We start from the raw sequence: 16269 nt of genomic DNA, 5'->3' as shown, positions 1-16269 counted from the left end.
CAATGTCCGCTTTTGCTCCGCGGCAAGCACTGCTATCTTTGTCCCAAATTCTGGTTTGGGTGGGCATTTGCCCGCCTGGCAATCAAATGATGGAACATCATGAACCCTAATTACCTGGATTTCGAACAGCCGATCGCCGACCTTGAGGCCAAAATTGAAGAGCTTCGAATGGTTGGTAACGATACCGATATCAATATTACGGATGAGATCAGTCGCCTCAAAAAGAAGAGTGTTAGTCTGACCGAGAGTATTTTTTCTGATCTCAAACCCTGGGATGTAGCCCGCTTAGCTCGGCATCCTCGCCGGCCCTACACTCAGGATTATATCGATTTCATTTTTGATGATTTTGATGAGCTTCACGGCGATCGTCGCTACGCAGACGATCACGCCATCGTGGGCGGTACTGCTCGCTTGGGCAATCAGCCGGTCATGGTCATTGGGCACCAGAAAGGGCGAGAAGTGCGTGATAAAGTTAAGCGTAACTTTGGCATGCCTCGCCCGGAAGGTTATCGGAAAGCCTTGCGTCTGATGGAAATGGCAGAGCGGTTCAAAATGCCGATTTTGACGTTCATTGATACCCCGGGTGCCTATCCGGGCATCGGAGCCGAAGAACGCGGACAAAGTGAGGCTATCGCATTCAACCTGGCCGTGATGTCGAGGTTGAAAACGCCGATTATTTCCACGGTCATTGGTGAGGGCGGTTCCGGTGGAGCTCTCGCTATTGGCGTATGCGATCAGTTAAATATGTTGCAGTATTCAACCTACGCCGTTATCTCGCCGGAAGGCTGCGCTTCCATTCTTTGGAAGAGTGCTGAATATGCGTCACTAGCCGCAGAAGCCATGGGTGTGACCGCCGATCGACTAAAAGAGCTGGGTGTTGCCGACAACGTGATCGAAGAGCCGTTAGGGGGCGCGCACCGGAGCCCCGAAAATATGGCTGCAACGCTGAAAGTACAGCTGGAGGCGAGCTTGGCTGAGTTATGCCGTCTTCCTCTGGATGAGTTAACTGCACGCCGCTACGAGCGTTTGACCAAGTATGAAGGCGGGCGGTAATCCCGCCCGGCATGTTGATTGGCCGAAAGACCTACTTAGGCCACTTAACACGCTCCCCGAACATTCCCGTCTCTGGGTCGCCTTTAGCGGCGGTCTAGATTCGGCGTTGTTGCTCCACGTGGTGGCGTCCTGCCATTGCGATGTGACCGCGATACATATCAATCACCAACTGCAAACAAATCATCGGCAGACAGAGCAGTTTTGTCGCGATGTTTGTGAGCGTTTGGGTGTACCTATTGTGGTTGAGCCCGTTGATGTCGCGGTCTTCGATACAGGTGCTGGCGGTTTGGAAGAGGCCGCAAGAAACGCCCGCTATCAGGTTTTCGAGCGGCGCTTGGGCGATGGCGATTTGATCCTGATGGCTCACCATGGTGATGATCAGGCTGAAACAGTCTTGTTCCGGTTGCTGCGAGGTTCTGGAGTGAGGGGGCTTGCCGGAATGCCGGCAAGCCGCACCTTGGGGCGGGGGAGCTTGTATCGGCCATGGTTGGCGGTTGGTCGTGACCGGCTGCAAGACGTGGCTGGTAGTGCAGGGCTGCGCTGGGTCGAAGACCCGAGCAATATTAGCCAAGCGTATGATCGCAACTTTCTCCGCCATGCGATCATACCCGATCTCAAAAAACGTTGGCCGAGTTTGCTGAAGCGAATGGGGCACAGTGCCGGTGCATGCAGGGAAAGCGCAGAGTTAAATCAGCGCTTAGCTGAGTTGCACTGGCAGTCTTGTTCATATAACGGTCGGCTGATCTTGGCTGAGTTACGAGAGCTGAGCGCACTCGAACAGCGAAATCTGGTGCGTTGGTGGCTGCAATTGCGTCGTTTCAAAGTACCCGCGAACGCGAGTTTGGATCAAGGTCTTGCGGATCTGTTGAGCGCGGCAGAGGATCGTGCGCCGGAAATACGAGGTGTCGGATTTAGTCTGCGCCGGTATCGAGACTATCTCTATCTCGTGCCCGATGTAATGGTACCGGAGCGGCCAATCAGTCTTTCCCCGAATAAAGTGTCGGTATGGGGAGGTTGGGAGCTCAGCTTGATACCGGATTCTCCCGCAATTACCTCAAAGAATCCCCCGCCGCCAATACGGGTATCTACGAGGCAGGGCGGAGAGCGGGTGAGATTTCACCCCGAAGGTCCCTCTCGAGCGCTGAAAACGTGGCTTCAAGAACAAGGCGTTCCTTCTTGGGAAAGAGCCTTGCTGCCCTTGGTTTTCAGGCAGCGTAGCGAGGGGGATGAGTTGGTTGCGGTTGGCGATTTGTGGTGTTCTGACCAATACTCGGGAAGTGCCCCTGCAAGCGGTTGGCGATTGATTGTGGCACGGGATTTTAATTGAGTAGGTGAGGGCTTTCTGGTAGTCTGATGTCCCATCTTGAGATGAACAATCTCCCCCCTTTACCGAACCAGATAATCATGGAATCTGCATGACGCGTTATATTTTCGTCACCGGCGGTGTTGTGTCCTCTTTGGGCAAAGGTATTGCGTCTGCCTCATTGGCAGCCATCCTGGAGGCACGCGGCCTGAAGGTCACTATTCTCAAGCTGGATCCGTACATCAACGTGGACCCCGGCACCATGAGTCCGTTCCAGCACGGTGAAGTGTTTGTCACTGAAGATGGTGCTGAAACCGACCTTGATCTTGGTCACTACGAGCGTTTCATCCGTACACCGATGAGCAAGCGTAATAACTTCACTACCGGTCGGGTGTACGAGGAAGTCATCCGCAAAGAGCGTCGTGGCGATTATCTGGGTGGCACTGTTCAGGTGATTCCGCATATCACTGATGAAATTAAACGCCGCGTTATCGAGGGTGCTGCCGGTTCTGACGTGGCCATGATTGAGGTTGGCGGAACCGTAGGTGATATCGAATCTCTGCCGTTCCTCGAAGCCTGTCGTCAGCTGAAAGTGGAAGTGGGTGCTCAGCGTGCGTTGTTCATGCATTTAACGCTGGTTCCGTACATCGCTACCGCTGGTGAAATCAAAACCAAGCCAACTCAGCATTCTGTTAAAGAAATGCGCTCGATTGGTTTGCAGCCTGATATTCTGTTGTGCCGTTCTGAGCATGAAGTCGATGCCAGCTCTCGCCGGAAAATTGCTCTGTTCACCAACGTGGAAGAGCGCGCAGTCATACCGATGCAGGATGCCAAATCTATTTATGCGATTCCGCGCATGCTGCACGAATACGGGCTGGACCAGCTGGTTATTGACCGTTTCAATCTCGATGCCCGCGAAGCAGACCTGGGCGAATGGGACGAAGTTGTGGAATCCCTGATGAATCCGCAGCAAGAAGTCACCATCGCGATGGTAGGCAAGTACATGGAGCTTTTGGAGGCTTATAAGTCTCTGATCGAGTCATTGCTGCACGCTGGTATCAAAACCCGTACCAAGGTCAATATCAATTACATCGACTCCGAAGACATCGAGCGTGAGGGCACGCAAGTGCTCGAGTCTGCTGATGCGATTCTGGTGCCCGGTGGATTCGGTGAGCGTGGCGTAGAAGGTAAAATTCGCACGGTTCAGTACGCCCGTGAAAACAAGGTTCCGTACTTGGGTATTTGCCTGGGAATGCAGGTGGCCGTTATCGAGTACGCCCGCAATGTGGCCGGGTTGACAGATGCTCACAGCACAGAGTTTCGTGAGCACTCTCCGGCACCCGTTGTTGGGCTGATAACCGAGTGGCTCGACGCCAGCGGCAACACCGAAGAGCGAACCGAAGCGTCTGACCTGGGTGGTACCATGCGTTTGGGCGCTCAGGACTGCGTATTGACTGACGGCTCTACTATTGCGGCCTGTTACGGCAAGAAAACCATCCGTGAACGCCATCGTCACCGTTACGAAGTTAACAATCATTATCTGCCAAAACTGGAAGAAGCTGGCTTGCGGATCTCTGGCCGCTCCACCGATGGCCGGCTGGTCGAGGTTGTAGAAGCGCCCGATCATCCGTGGTTTGTGGCGTGTCAGTTCCACCCAGAATTCACCTCAACACCTCGCGACGGCCACCCGCTGTTCAAAGGTTTTGTTGAAGCCGCGTTGGCGAAAAAGAAAGGATCGTAAGCATGGCGAAGAGCGTGGTTAACGTCGCTGGCATTGAAGTCGCTAACGAAAAGCCGTTTGTGCTTTTTGGTGGCATGAACGTATTGGAGTCACCAGAGTTGGCCATGGAGGTTGCAGAAGCCTACGTGGAAGCAACCAGCAAGCTGGGCATTCCGTACGTATTCAAGGCCTCCTTTGACAAAGCCAACCGCTCGTCCGTGAATTCGTTTCGTGGCCCGGGTTTGGATAAAGGCTTGCAGATACTGGCGGACATCAAAAGCAAATTTGGTGTTCCCATTATCTCGGACGTCCACGAGCCCGCGCAGGCGGCACCTGCCGCAGAAGTGTGCGACATCATCCAGCTGCCCGCATTCTTGAGCCGTCAAACCGATCTGGTGGTTGCCATGGCCGAAACGGGCGCGGTGATTAACATCAAAAAAGCCCAGTTCCTCGCCCCTCAGGAGATGAAGCACATCATCACCAAGTGTGAAGAGGCGGGTAACGACAACATTATTCTCTGTGAGCGGGGCAGCAGCTTCGGGTATAACAACTTGGTTGTCGACATGCTGAGCTTCGGCATCATGAAGTCAATGGATGTTCCAGTGATGTTCGACGTTACCCACTCCCTGCAGATGCCGGGTGGACGCGCGGATTCCGCTGGTGGCCGCCGTGCACAAGTGACCGACTTGGCTTTGGCTGGCATGTCACAAGGACTCGCCGGTTTGTTTTTAGAAGCGCACCCTGACCCTGATCAAGCCAAATGCGACGGCCCATGCGCACTGCGCCTGAGCCAGCTGGAGCCGTTCCTTCAGCGGGTGAAAGCCGTAGATGATCTGGTAAAAAGTTTTAAACCTATAGACACCGCCTGATTGGCGGTGTCCGCACTTTGAAAGCCCGTATATTCCTGACGCCGATACGCTAAGGGTAATCTACGGGCTCGAAGAGCGATCGACTGGAAGAGCCTGGTGAAAATTTCGTAGGCCATGGATGGCCGGAGAGAAGCGCACAGGGATGTGCTTGTAGCGGTTTTCGCCAGGCTCTTCCAGTTGATTGCTCCAGCACCGAAATTGATAACCGGTACAGTGTTTAGAAGATAAAATCTGGAGAAATTTACGAATGACCAAGATTGCCAACATCAAAGCTCGTGAGGTTCTGGATTCACGCGGTAACCCAACCGTTGAAGCCGATGTAATTCTGGAAAACGGAACCTTGGGCCGTGCCTGTGCACCGTCTGGTGCTTCTACCGGTTCCCGCGAAGCGCTGGAACTGCGTGACGGCGACCAAACCCGTTACCTTGGTAAAGGTGTACGCAAGGCCGTTGACGCTATCAATGGTCAGATTCGTGACGCTCTAGTAGGCAAAGATTCTGCAGACCAGCGTGGTCTGGACAAGGTCATGATCGACCTTGACGGCACCGAAAACAAGGCCAACCTGGGCGCCAACGCCATTCTGGCCGTATCTCTGGCCGCCGCGAAAGCAGCTGCTGTCTCCTTGGGTAAGCCTCTGTATGAGCACATCGCTGATGTGAACGGCACGTCCGGAAAATTCTCTATGCCTGTTCCGATGATGAACATTTTGAACGGTGGTGAGCACGCCGACAACAACGTCGACATTCAGGAATTCATGGTTCAGCCAGTCTCTGTAACCAGCTTCGCTGAAGCCCTGCGTGTAGGGGCGGAAATCTTCCACAGCCTCAAGAAAGTTCTGAAAGCCAAAGGCCTGAATACAGCAGTAGGCGACGAAGGTGGTTTTGCGCCAAACCTGCCATCCAACGAAGCCGCGTTGGCTGCTATCCAAGAAGCCGTTGAGCAAGCCGGTTACGAACTGGGTAAAGATGTTACCTTGGCACTGGACTGTGCTTCTTCAGAATTCTACAAAGACGGCCAGTACCAGTTGACTGGTGAAGGCAAGAGCTTCGACTCTGAAGGCTTCGCGGATTATCTGGCTGGGTTGTGCGAGCGTTACCCAATCGTATCTATCGAAGACGGTATGGATGAAAGCGACTGGGATGGCTGGAAAGTGCTGACAGACAAGCTGGGCAGCAAAGTTCAGTTGGTTGGTGATGACCTTTTCGTAACCAACACCAAAATCCTCAAGCAGGGTATCGAGAAAGGCGTTGGTAACTCCATCCTGATCAAGTTCAACCAGATCGGCAGCCTGACTGAAACTCTGGATGCTATCAAAATGGCTCAGGATGCAGGCTATACCGCGGTTATCTCTCACCGTTCCGGTGAAACCGAAGACACCACTATCGCTGATCTTGCTGTAGCGACTTGCGCTGGCCAAATCAAGACCGGTTCGTTGTGCCGTTCTGACCGTGTAGCCAAGTACAACCAGTTGCTGCGCATTGAAGGTGATCTGGAAGGTAGCGCACCTTATCGTGGCCTGATTGAAATCAAAGGCCAAGGCTAAACACTAGACTGCGGTAGACCTGACAGGGTTATTGTCAGGTAACAAAATGTTTAGGCCATCGCGTTCTGCATGAAAATTCAGACACGATGGCCTTTTTGCCCAATAAGTTGGGGCATTTTCTTGTTAATCTACCTGAGCGTCTATACTTACCCTCTGACGCAATAAAATTAACTGGTTATTTTCTGAGCTAATCTGCATGAAAACGCTTTGGGCCATTCTTGCTGTGCTGATACTCCTGCTACAGGTTCGCCTGTGGGTCGGGGAGGGTAGCTTTGCGCAAGTTTGGGCACTGGAAGAGGCGATTGCTAAGCAGCAAGCTGAGAATGCCGGGCTGGCGGCTCGGAATGACCGGCTTTATGCAGAGGTTCGTAACCTGCGGAATCAGCAGGGGGCGGTGGAAGAGCGGGCCCGCATGAACCTGGGCTTGATTCGGGACGATGAGACGTTTTTCCTCGTTGTCGAAAAGTAAGTTGTAGTTTGGGTGCTTCGAGCGCCGGGGAGTGTCTCTTCGGGAACCGCTACGAGCACTTCCATGTGCGCTTCTCTCCGGCCATCCATGGCCTACGACATTCCCGGAGAGACACTCCCCGGCGCTCTTCTAACATGGTGCGGGTTTTCCGATGAAACATTCTGATCTTTGGCTTGTGGTTCCTGCCGCCGGTATCGGCCAGCGCATGAAAGCCGAATGTCCCAAGCAGTATCTGAAAATCTCTGACCGCTTTATCCTCGATATAACCTTGTCCCGTCTGCTGGATAGCGCACCGTTTAAAGGTTGCATGGTGTCATTAAACCCACAGGATAGGTGGTGGTCCGACAGCGAGTGCGCAAAGGATGATCGCATCCAGACGTGTAACGGTGGTAAGGAGCGGGCCGACTCGGTGCTTTTTGCGCTCCATGCTCTGGAAGAGCAGGCCGATGATAACGATTGGGTGTTGGTGCACGATGCCGCGCGACCGTGTTTGCATGCTCACGACCTTTCCAATTTGATTGATACGCTGTTTGAGCATCCGGTAGGTGGGCTGCTTGCAACGCCAGTCGCAGACACTTTGAAGCTGGCTAGCAAAGGATCGGAGCCAGAGGTTCAAGAAACCGTAGATCGCAGTCAGTTATGGCGTGCGTTGACGCCGCAAATGTTCCGCTTTGGTGCTTTGAAGTCAGCGCTGGAATTGTGCCTCAAAAACGGTCATGGCGTTACGGATGAGTCCTCTGCTATGGAGTTTTCCGGTAATATGCCTCTTTTGGTGGAAGGCCGGGCGGATAATCTGAAGATTACGGTACCGTCGGATCTTGATTTGGCCGAGTTTATTCTGAACCGGCAGTAAGGTTTGCTTCCCCGTACATTCCTGTTTTGATTCGGAGATGACCATGCGTATTGGCCAGGGCTTTGATGTCCATGCCTTTTGTGAGGGCGATTTTGTCATTTTGGGAGGGGTTGAGATTCCCTTCAATCAAGGGTTAAAAGCCCATTCGGATGGCGACGTTCTTTTGCACGCGTTGGCAGATGCGCTGCTAGGAGCGGTGGCATTGGGTGATATTGGTCATTTGTTTCCGGATACCAGTGATGAGTGGGCAGGGGCTGACAGCCGCGAACTGCTGCGAACGGTGATGCAGAGAGTGCAGGATGAGGGATTTTCGGTGGTCAATATTGATACAACGATTATTGCTCAAGCTCCGAAGATGGCGCCTCATGTTGAAACGATGCGTTTGAACATCGCTGCTGACCTGGGAGTGCCAGTTAATCGGGTGAGCGTTAAGGCTACAACTAGTGAGAAACTGGGGTTCACCGGTCGGGGTGAGGGCATAGCCTGTCAGGCGGTGTGTTTGCTCGAGCCGGTGACTCTGTGAGCTCATCATCGGAAGTTTCATCACGCTGGCGTCTTGATTGGCCGACTTCTTCGGGTGGTCGGCCTGCCGCCGCGTTGCTAAAGGTGAGCGCGGTGGATTTCCGGGTGACGGAGTATCTATGGCCCGATTGTGAAGGTCTACAGGCTGAGATAGCAGGTGCCGGTGAGCATTTGTGTGTTCGGATAGAAAAAACTGGCGACAACACAGAGTACGTTGCCCGTGAGTTGTCTGTTTTGGCGGGTACGAAAGCCTTTGAGGTGGGCTTTTGTGGTTTGAAAGACCGTCACGCCGTAACGGTACAGTGGTTCAGTTTATACCGCCCGGGCATGGAGTCCGAGGATGCTGTCTTACTGTCAGCGATCGCTGAGCGCTGGCCGGTTTTGGCTCACCGCCGGCACGCGCGAAAACTTCGTCGCGGTGAGCATGAGCAGAACGGCTTTGAGGTGGTCTTGCGGGAAGTCAGCGGGAACCGGGCTCAGATTGACGCGGCGTTAAGTCTGTTAGCTGAGCGCGGCGCGCCCAATTATTTCGGTCCGCAGAGGTTTGGCCTCGCTGGCGGTAATCTGGATAAAGCGGTCACCCTTGATCCAACTCGTCTAAACCGAAAACGCGGCGGGCGCCGTGGCGGTGGCGGAAGTGCCTCGAAAAACGTATTGTACTTTTCGGCGGCACGTTCTTGGTTGTTTAATGAAGTGTTGGCGGAACGAGTCAGTGCTGGTAACTGGTTTGCACAGTTACATGGAGAGCCTTCTGAAAACGGCGAACCAACGGGCCCACTTTGGGGTGACGGTGGTACCCAAGCTGCCGAAGAGCAAGAGAAATTAGAACGAGCAGTTGTTGCGAGGCATCCGGAGTTTGAACAGCTTTTTGCAAGCACACGTATGAAACCGGAACGTCGCGCGTTGGTCACTCGGGCTGTTCAGTTGCGCTGGGAATGGATTGAAGAGAATACTTTGCGGCTTCATTTTTTACTGCCGCCAGGTCAGTACGCAACGACTGTGTTGGGTGACGTATTTGAGCTGAAGGACATGAGCCTCAGCCGTGATAATAAGTAATAAGCGAGCTAGCTGGAGATCATTTTGCGAATACTACTGTCTAACGATGACGGCGTTCACTCGCCGGGCTTGGTGGCTTTGCATGAAGGGCTGCAGGGCTTGGGGGAACTGGAGGTCGTTGCGCCGGACCGGGATCATAGTGGCGCCAGTAACTCTTTGACTTTGAGTCGTCCGCTGACTGTTGAAAAACACCCTAACGGATTCCAGTCTGTTGACGGCACGCCCACGGATTGCGTTCATCTGGCGGTCAACGGCCTGTTCAGTCGCCCTTTCGATCGTGTGGTTTCGGGCATTAATACGCACGCCAACCTCGGCGACGACATTATCTATTCGGGTACAGTCGCAGCAGCCACTGAAGGGCGCCATCTTGGGTTGCCCGCGATTGCCGTTTCTTTGGTGAACGACGGGCGTTTTCATTACGAAACCGCCGCGCAGGTTGTTCGTTGTTTACTTGAAAATCCTCATACATTAACCCTGGGGCCCAGATCCATACTCAACGTCAATGTGCCCGATGTGCCTTGGGAGGAGCTCGCCGGTTTCTGTATCACCCGTTTGGGGCATCGTGAGCGTGCTGAGGGGGTTGTTCCGGTGACCTGCCCGAGAGGTAAGAAACGTTACTGGATAGGGGCCGCAGGCCGTGGTGGCGATGCTGGACCGGGAACCGATTTCTATGCGATCAGTAAAAAGTGTGTGTCGATTACGCCTGTGCATACTGATATGACCCGTCACGCAGCGCTTCCTGAACTCAAGGGCTGGCTGGATGGATTGGACGGAGTCGAGGTTGTCGATCAATGAACGCACAGATCGAAGGTATTGGAATGACTTCCCGGCGTACGCGGATGCGCCTTGTTCAACGGTTGCGGGAATCGGGCATTGAATCCGATCGGGTACTGGAAGTAATCGGACAAATTCCCCGTCATATTTTTCTCGACGAGGCATTATCGCACCGGGCTTATGAAGACACGGCGCTGCCGATAGGTTATAGCCAAACGCTATCACAGCCTTATATCGTTGCCCGTATGACAGAACTGCTTTTGGCTCACGAACCGATCAGGGTGTTAGAGCTAGGCACGGGGTCTGGGTACCAAACGTCGGTGCTCTCCCAGCTGTTTAAAGAAGTCTACAGTGTTGAACGCATTCGTCCTTTGCAAGAGCGGGCTCGCGATAGGCTTCGTCAACTGAATATACGGAACGTTATGCTCAAGCACGCCGATGGCGGGATGGGGTGGCCAGACCGAGGGCCCTTCGATGGCATTATCGTCACCGCGGCGCCAACTGATGTGCCTAAAGAATTACTGGATCAACTTGCCGATGGCGGAGTTCTGATTGCGCCAGTGGGTGAGCACGACCAACTGTTAGTGGAAATTGTCCGCAAGGGCGATAGCTTTGAGCGCCGAGAACTTGAGCCGGTAAAGTTTGTTCCCCTTTTGGGTGGAGTGGTTCGTTGATGTCCGATGTGAATGAGCATAGTCGAACCCATCATCCGGTCGGTATTTTTTTTAGAGGCATGGCGATGGGAGCTGCGGATATCGTTCCCGGTGTCTCCGGCGGGACCATCGCCTTTATCACAGGCATCTACTTTCGGTTGTTGGAGGCCATCAGTGCCGCCCCTGTCGCTTTTGTCCGACAGCTAGTCCGTGGCGATTTTTTGGGCTTCTGGCGAGCCATTGATGGCTTTTTTCTGATTTCGTTGCTGGCGGGTATCCTGACTAGCATCGCCAGCTTGGCATCGCTTATTACCTGGCTGTTAGACCAACACCCCATTCTAATCTGGAGCTTTTTCTTCGGTTTGATTGTCGCGTCGGTTTGGCATGTTGGCCAACAGGTAAAGCGTTATTCGACGGTGTTGTTGGTTCCTTTGCTCGCGGGGGCGGTTTTTGCCTGGTGGGTAACCACTTTGCCTGCCAGTGAAGTTGACCCTTCTGCATTAGCCTTTCTCGGTGCTGGGGCCCTCGCTATTTGTGCCATGATCTTGCCGGGTATTTCTGGCAGCTTTCTGTTGCTGATTATTGGTATGTATGCGCCGGTCCTTTCGGCCATAAAGACGGCTGCGATCGGCGATTTGGCTGTGTTCATGGTAGGTTGCCTGATCGGCCTGTTGTCAGTAGCTCGGCTCATCACTTTAGCTTTCAAGCACGCTCATGACACCGTGTTGGCCTTGTTAACCGGATTTATGATCGGAGCACTGGTGAAGGTTTGGCCGTGGCAGGAAACCTTGAGCTGGCGAACCAACAGTTCCGGGGAGAAGGTGCCGTTAACCCAGTTGCCTGTGAGCCCCGATACCTGGGCTATGCTTTACGATCAGGAACCGTTAGTGGGCTTGGCAACGCTGATGGCCTGTGTGGGCTTGATGTTTGTTGTAGGGCTCGAAATAGTGGGTCGTCGGCGCACTGGTGCCCAGAATTGAGTAGCTTGTCGAACGATAAATGTTACTTGGCGTACAAAAAACGTGTTCCGGAAGGTAACAAACCTGAGTCAGCAGTAACTTGGAATCACTGCCGAAACGTGCAATATATTAAAAGGTTAGTCCTGAAACATAAGAATGTGCGTGCAGCACGTCCAGTTTCTTAGATGGATGCATTATAATCAGGTGTTGGCTTATTTGTGATTTCTAATATCAGGCGCCACTATACAGCGAGCCCCAAAAAGCACCGCCCAATAGGCGGTCGCTCAGGGGGTGGCCGTTCGAGAACAAGCTACCTGCCGACCATTCTGATCTTTCTCCTTTCTGCGATTTTTCTTTCCGGTTGTAATACTGCTGCCATCTATAACGACGATCGTTATAACCCACCAGTTTATTGGGGAAGTCATGTAGTGAAAGGCGGTGAAACCTTGTATGGCATCGCTTGGCGCTATGGCCGGGATTATCGTGAGCTGGGGGATGCCAATGGCTTGAGGCCGCCTTGGAATATAAAAGCGGGGCAGGTGCTCAGACTGGATCGGAAGGGAACAATTAGGCACAGGGCCGATTCGTCGGCCCAGAGCCGCCGAAAGCCGGTCACGAAACCTTCGGCATCGAGAACCTCGCCGAGAAAAGCTGATTCAGTAAAGGGGGTATCTAAAGCCCCTACGGTTCGGAGTTCCAGGTCGAAAAATAGCCAGAGCGTGGCGAATATCAAGTGGCGGTGGCCGCATGCTGGCACTGTAATTGCTTCGTATTCTACGTCGGGGAAAGTCAACAAAGGCATTGATATTGTTGGCCAACCCGGGGATGCTGTTAGAGCAGCAGCAGATGGGAGTGTGGTGTATGCCGGGGACGGGTTGCTTGGTTACGGTAACCTCATTATCGTAAACCACAACGCACACTATTTGAGCGCCTACGCACACAACCGCAAGATTTTAGTGCAAGAAGGAGAGGGAGTAAAAGCAGGGCAGGCAATTGCTGAACTGGGCAGTAGCGGAACGGACAAGCCGATGTTGCATTTTGAAATTCGAAAAAATGGCAACCCGGTGGACCCCTCCCGATATCTGCCGAGACGTTAGGATAAGGTTCCCGAAGGGAGCCGGGATGTACCAAGAAGTAAAACAAGAAAAACGGCAACGGAAATTGCCAACTGAAACGTTAATATCCTGAATTGAAGCAAAATCGATGGGCCCGAGATAATAAAAAGAGGTATCGGGCGATCACAGGATTATTGAGAGGCGGGATGCATCATGTCACTAGCACAAGAAGACGTCATTGATCGCGTAGCAGAAGTAGACGAGTTGGACGAGTCGATGTTGACCGAAGGTAAGCCCGGCAAAGCGCCAGCTACCAAACCGGCAGTCGATAAAGAAGATGGCCTTACTTACCGCGGGAAGTTTCTTGCTTCCCAAAAACAGCTAGACGCAACACAGCTATACCTAAACGAAATTGGTTTTTCCCCCCTACTGACTCCCGAAGAAGAAGTGTACTTCGCACGCCTGGCTCGCAAGGGTGAGGAGTCTGGTCGCAAGCGCATGATTGAAAGTAACTTGCGGTTGGTGGTTAAAATTGCCCGGCGCTATGTTAATCGTGGGCTCACGCTTCTGGATTTGATCGAAGAAGGTAACTTGGGTCTTATAAGGGCGGTTGAAAAGTTTGACCCGGAGCGTGGGTTTCGATTTTCGACCTATGCAACTTGGTGGATTCGCCAGACAATCGAACGGGCGATCATGAACCAGACCCGAACGATTCGCTTGCCCATTCACGTAGTAAAAGAGTTGAACCTTTATTTGCGTGCGGCACGGGAGCTCACTCAAAAGCTGGACCACGAACCAACGGCTGAAGACATCGCCCAGTTAGTGGATAAGCCAGTCAAAGACGTTAAACGCCTGCTCGGACTTAACGAACGGGTGGCCTCCATGGATACGCCTCTCGGCGCCGGAAGTGACAAATCGCTTCTGGATACCGTGGCAGACGAAGGGGCGTCGGACCCCTCTGATGTATTGCAAGACAATAACATGAGCTCGTGTCTCGAGAATTGGATCGACCAGCTGAGTGACAAGCAGCAGGAAGTGTTGTCACGCCGCTTCGGTTTGCGTGGTTATCCGATCAGTACTTTGGAAGAAGTGGGCCAAGAGATCGGTTTGACACGAGAGCGTGTTCGTCAGATTCAAGTGGAAGCCCTGCGCCGTTTACGAGAAATCCTTGAAAAAGAAGGTCTTTCTAGTAACCTATTGTTCGAATAGGTTACGCTCGATCTAAGGCGATAGAGAGCCGGCCATGGAAACGTGGCCGGTTTTCTTTATGGGCACCAGCAAATGAGAACCAGGTGCCGATGATGTGTTCAGCTTCATTGCTAGAATGTGGACTCGGTTGTAGGCCGGGTGTCGGCCTCGATAAAACACGTTCGACAATAATGATTGAAGGAAAGGACGATGAAGAAGACTCTTACAACAGGATTTGCCTCTTTGCTTCTGGCGGGGGCATTGGTAACCCCCGTGCACGCTCTCGAAGTGGCTGGCGTTGATATTCCTGATACCTACACCGCAGCGGGCCAGGAGCTTCAGCTGAATGGTGCAGGCACTCGTTCGAAATTTTTTATGGACCTCTATGTGGGTGGTCTATACGTTCAAAACAAAATCAGCGATGGCAGCACGGTTATAAACGCTGACGAGCCGCAGGCCATTTCTTTGCACATTATTTCAGGCATGATTACGAGTGATCGAATGACTGAAGCAACGATGGCTGGCTTCGAAGCCGCAACCGATGGTGATCTGTCTTCTATCCAGTCCGATGTTGATCAGTTCTTGGGTGTATTCAAGGACGAAATCAAAGAGGGCGATGTTTTTGAATTGGTATACGTTCCTGACAGCGGTGTTCAGGTGCTCAAGAATGGAGAGCAGAAAGACACCGTGGGAGACTTCGAATTTAAAAAAGCGTTGTTTGGAATTTGGTTGTCAGATGAACCTGCCCAGAAAGACCTGAAAGCAAAGATGCTTGGTAAAAGCTAGGTGCAGCTCGGGTAAGAAAGGCAAAAGAAAACCGGCTGTTGCCGGTTTTTTTTGGCCTGAGATAAGGTTCTGCACCGCTTATTGGTAATCTCGTTTCTGTTTAAATTCACAGAGATCTTCAATCAAACAGGCGCCACATTTTGGTTTTCTGGCGACACATGTGTACCGGCCGTGGAGAATGAGCCAGTGGTGCGCATCCATCAAGAACTCTTTGGGGATTAACCGCAGCAATCGGTTTTCAACTTCCAGTACAGTTTTACCTGGTGCGATGCCCGTGCGGTTGGAAACGCGGAAAATGTGGGTGTCTACCGCCATCGCGGGTTGCCGGAACGCGGTGTTCAGAACCACATTAGCGGTTTTTCGGCCGACACCGGGCAGGGCTTCGAGGTCTTCACGATTGTCGGGGACTTCGCTATGGTGTTTGTCGATAAGGATTTTGCAGGTCTTAATCACGTTTTCGGCTTTGCTGTTAAACAGGCCGATGGTTTTAATATATTCCTTCAAGCCTTCAACGCCAAGCGCGTAAATCGCCTCTGGCGTATTGGCCACTGGGTATAGTTTGTCGGTGGCTTTATTCACGCCAACATCGGTGGCCTGTGCCGATAGAATAACCGCAATCAACAACTCAAAGGAGGAGCTGTAGTTTAGCTCCGTTGTCGGGTTAGGGTTTTCGTCCCTGAGCCGGGTAAAAATTTCGATGCGCTTATCTTTGTTCATGATGTTCCTGAAATAGAGCCCTGCACAAAAATTAGGAAATACTGCCGGTTACGCGAACCCGTTTGCTGCCTGCTTCAGCTTGCTCAGGCGCTGCGGCGAGCCGCTTTTCTTGCAAGCGCTGATCAATGCCATTCTTAAGCGCAATAAGAAGCCCCAAACCAACGAATGCGCCCGGAGGCAGGACCATAAACAGCATGTCAGGGTATTGCTCGAAGGGGCGGATGGTCCAGTTTGCGGTCGCGGGCCCTAATAGCAGGTGCATGTCCGCAAACAGCGTACCCTGGCCGAGCAATTCCCGCATACCGCCGAGAACGATCAATACTAGCAAGAAACCTAGCCCCATCATGGCACCATCAAGCAGAGCGGGCAGCGGGGCGTTTTTGGAGGCAAATGCATCCGCGCGGCCAAGGATGGCGCAGTTGGTGACAATTAGTGGAATGAATATCCCGAGAATCTGGTAGAGCTCATAGGTGAATGCCTGCATCAGCAATTCGGCGCAGGTTACGAACGAGGCGATGATCATCACGAAAGCCGGAAGGCGGACTGACTCGCCAACAAAATTACGGATCAGAGATACCGACAAATTAGAGCCGATCAGTACCAGTAAGGTTGCAAGGCCCAAGCCGATGGCGTTGACAACCGTGCTGGTGACGGCCAGAAGAGGGCAGAGCCCGAGCACTTGAACCAAGGCAGGGTTGTTGGTCCAGAGGCCGTCTTTGATGATCTCAGAGGAAGTTTTAGTGGCCATA

The 16269-nt window shown here is 52.8% G+C and carries 17 protein-coding genes; 15 read left to right on the top strand and 2 right to left on the bottom strand.

What is annotated here, in order from left to right:
• The first annotated feature begins 99 nt into the window (after nt 1–99).
• The 15 genes from accA to K5L82_RS01950 all read left to right on the top strand — a co-directional run bounded on the left by accA (nt 100) and on the right by K5L82_RS01950 (nt 14803).
• Nucleotides 100–1053 (top strand): acetyl-CoA carboxylase carboxyl transferase subunit alpha, encoded by a 954-nt coding sequence (accA, locus tag K5L82_RS02020; RefSeq protein ID WP_133005176.1) that lies wholly within the window; start codon nt 100–102, stop codon nt 1051–1053.
• Nucleotides 1037–2380 (top strand): tRNA lysidine(34) synthetase TilS, encoded by a 1344-nt coding sequence (gene tilS, locus K5L82_RS02015; protein WP_223132972.1) that lies wholly within the window; start codon nt 1037–1039, stop codon nt 2378–2380. The genes accA and tilS overlap by 17 nt, the downstream gene beginning before the upstream one ends.
• 88 nt (nt 2381–2468) lie before the next feature.
• Nucleotides 2469–4097, top strand: coding sequence for a CTP synthase (locus K5L82_RS02010; protein WP_133005178.1), 1629 nt, complete (start codon nt 2469–2471; stop codon nt 4095–4097).
• 2 nt (nt 4098–4099) lie between these two features.
• Nucleotides 4100–4945, top strand: coding sequence for a 3-deoxy-8-phosphooctulonate synthase (gene kdsA / locus K5L82_RS02005; RefSeq protein WP_223132971.1), 846 nt, complete (start codon nt 4100–4102; stop codon nt 4943–4945).
• Between the two features lie 247 nt (nt 4946–5192).
• Nucleotides 5193–6488 carry a phosphopyruvate hydratase gene (eno, locus tag K5L82_RS02000; protein WP_223132970.1) on the top strand — a complete coding sequence of 432 codons (1296 nt, stop codon included), beginning with the start codon at nt 5193–5195 and terminating at the stop codon, nt 6486–6488.
• Nucleotides 6489–6684: 196 nt separating this feature from the next.
• Nucleotides 6685–6957: a septum formation initiator family protein gene (locus tag K5L82_RS01995; protein ID WP_114335729.1), complete on the top strand. Its 273-nt coding sequence runs from the start codon at nt 6685–6687 to the stop codon at nt 6955–6957.
• A gap of 151 nt (nt 6958–7108) precedes the next feature.
• Nucleotides 7109–7810 carry a 2-C-methyl-D-erythritol 4-phosphate cytidylyltransferase gene (ispD, locus tag K5L82_RS01990; protein ID WP_223132969.1) on the top strand — a complete coding sequence of 234 codons (702 nt, stop codon included), beginning with the start codon at nt 7109–7111 and terminating at the stop codon, nt 7808–7810.
• 43 nt (nt 7811–7853) lie between these two features.
• A complete protein-coding gene (gene ispF / locus K5L82_RS01985; RefSeq protein WP_133005182.1) occupies nt 7854–8333 on the top strand; it encodes a 2-C-methyl-D-erythritol 2,4-cyclodiphosphate synthase in 480 nt (159 codons plus the stop codon).
• Nucleotides 8330–9388 (top strand): tRNA pseudouridine(13) synthase TruD, encoded by a 1059-nt coding sequence (gene truD / locus K5L82_RS01980; protein WP_133005183.1) that lies wholly within the window; start codon nt 8330–8332, stop codon nt 9386–9388. The genes ispF and truD overlap by 4 nt, the downstream gene beginning before the upstream one ends.
• Before the next feature lie 24 nt (nt 9389–9412).
• Nucleotides 9413–10183, top strand: coding sequence for a 5'/3'-nucleotidase SurE (gene surE, locus K5L82_RS01975; RefSeq protein WP_223132968.1), 771 nt, complete (start codon nt 9413–9415; stop codon nt 10181–10183).
• Nucleotides 10180–10836: a protein-L-isoaspartate(D-aspartate) O-methyltransferase gene (locus K5L82_RS01970; RefSeq protein ID WP_223132967.1), complete on the top strand. Its 657-nt coding sequence runs from the start codon at nt 10180–10182 to the stop codon at nt 10834–10836. The genes surE and K5L82_RS01970 overlap by 4 nt, the downstream gene beginning before the upstream one ends.
• The gene (locus K5L82_RS01965) at nt 10836–11795 is read left to right on the top strand and encodes a DUF368 domain-containing protein (RefSeq protein ID WP_262492462.1); all 960 of its coding nucleotides are present in this window, start codon (nt 10836–10838) and stop codon (nt 11793–11795) included. Before K5L82_RS01970 ends, K5L82_RS01965 begins: the two co-directional genes overlap by 1 nt.
• A 293-nt stretch (nt 11796–12088) precedes the next feature.
• Complete coding sequence (locus K5L82_RS01960; protein WP_207924364.1) at nt 12089–12871, top strand: peptidoglycan DD-metalloendopeptidase family protein; 783 nt, start codon at nt 12089–12091, stop codon at nt 12869–12871.
• Between the two features lie 171 nt (nt 12872–13042).
• The gene (gene rpoS, locus K5L82_RS01955) at nt 13043–14038 is read left to right on the top strand and encodes an RNA polymerase sigma factor RpoS (RefSeq protein WP_133005186.1); all 996 of its coding nucleotides are present in this window, start codon (nt 13043–13045) and stop codon (nt 14036–14038) included.
• A gap of 189 nt (nt 14039–14227) precedes the next feature.
• Nucleotides 14228–14803, top strand: a complete 576-nt coding sequence (locus tag K5L82_RS01950) for a chalcone isomerase family protein (RefSeq protein WP_223132966.1) — start codon at nt 14228–14230, stop codon at nt 14801–14803.
• A 78-nt stretch (nt 14804–14881) separates the two neighbouring features.
• Here K5L82_RS01950 and nth read toward each other — a convergent pair whose 3' ends face one another.
• Nucleotides 14882–15520, bottom strand: coding sequence for an endonuclease III (gene nth, locus K5L82_RS01945; RefSeq protein ID WP_223132965.1), 639 nt, complete (start codon nt 15518–15520; stop codon nt 14882–14884).
• Nucleotides 15521–15551: 31 nt separating this feature from the next.
• Nucleotides 15552–16268, bottom strand: coding sequence for an electron transport complex subunit E (locus K5L82_RS01940; RefSeq protein WP_223132964.1), 717 nt, complete (start codon nt 16266–16268; stop codon nt 15552–15554).
• Between the last annotated feature and the right edge of the window lies 1 nt (nt 16269).

The sequence above is a fragment of the Marinobacter sp. AL4B genome (genome assembly GCF_019916045.1).
Classification (GTDB): domain Bacteria; phylum Pseudomonadota; class Gammaproteobacteria; order Pseudomonadales; family Oleiphilaceae; genus Marinobacter.
The sequence above is the reverse complement of the archived record's forward strand: the minus strand, read 5'-3'. Positions and strand labels throughout refer to the sequence as shown.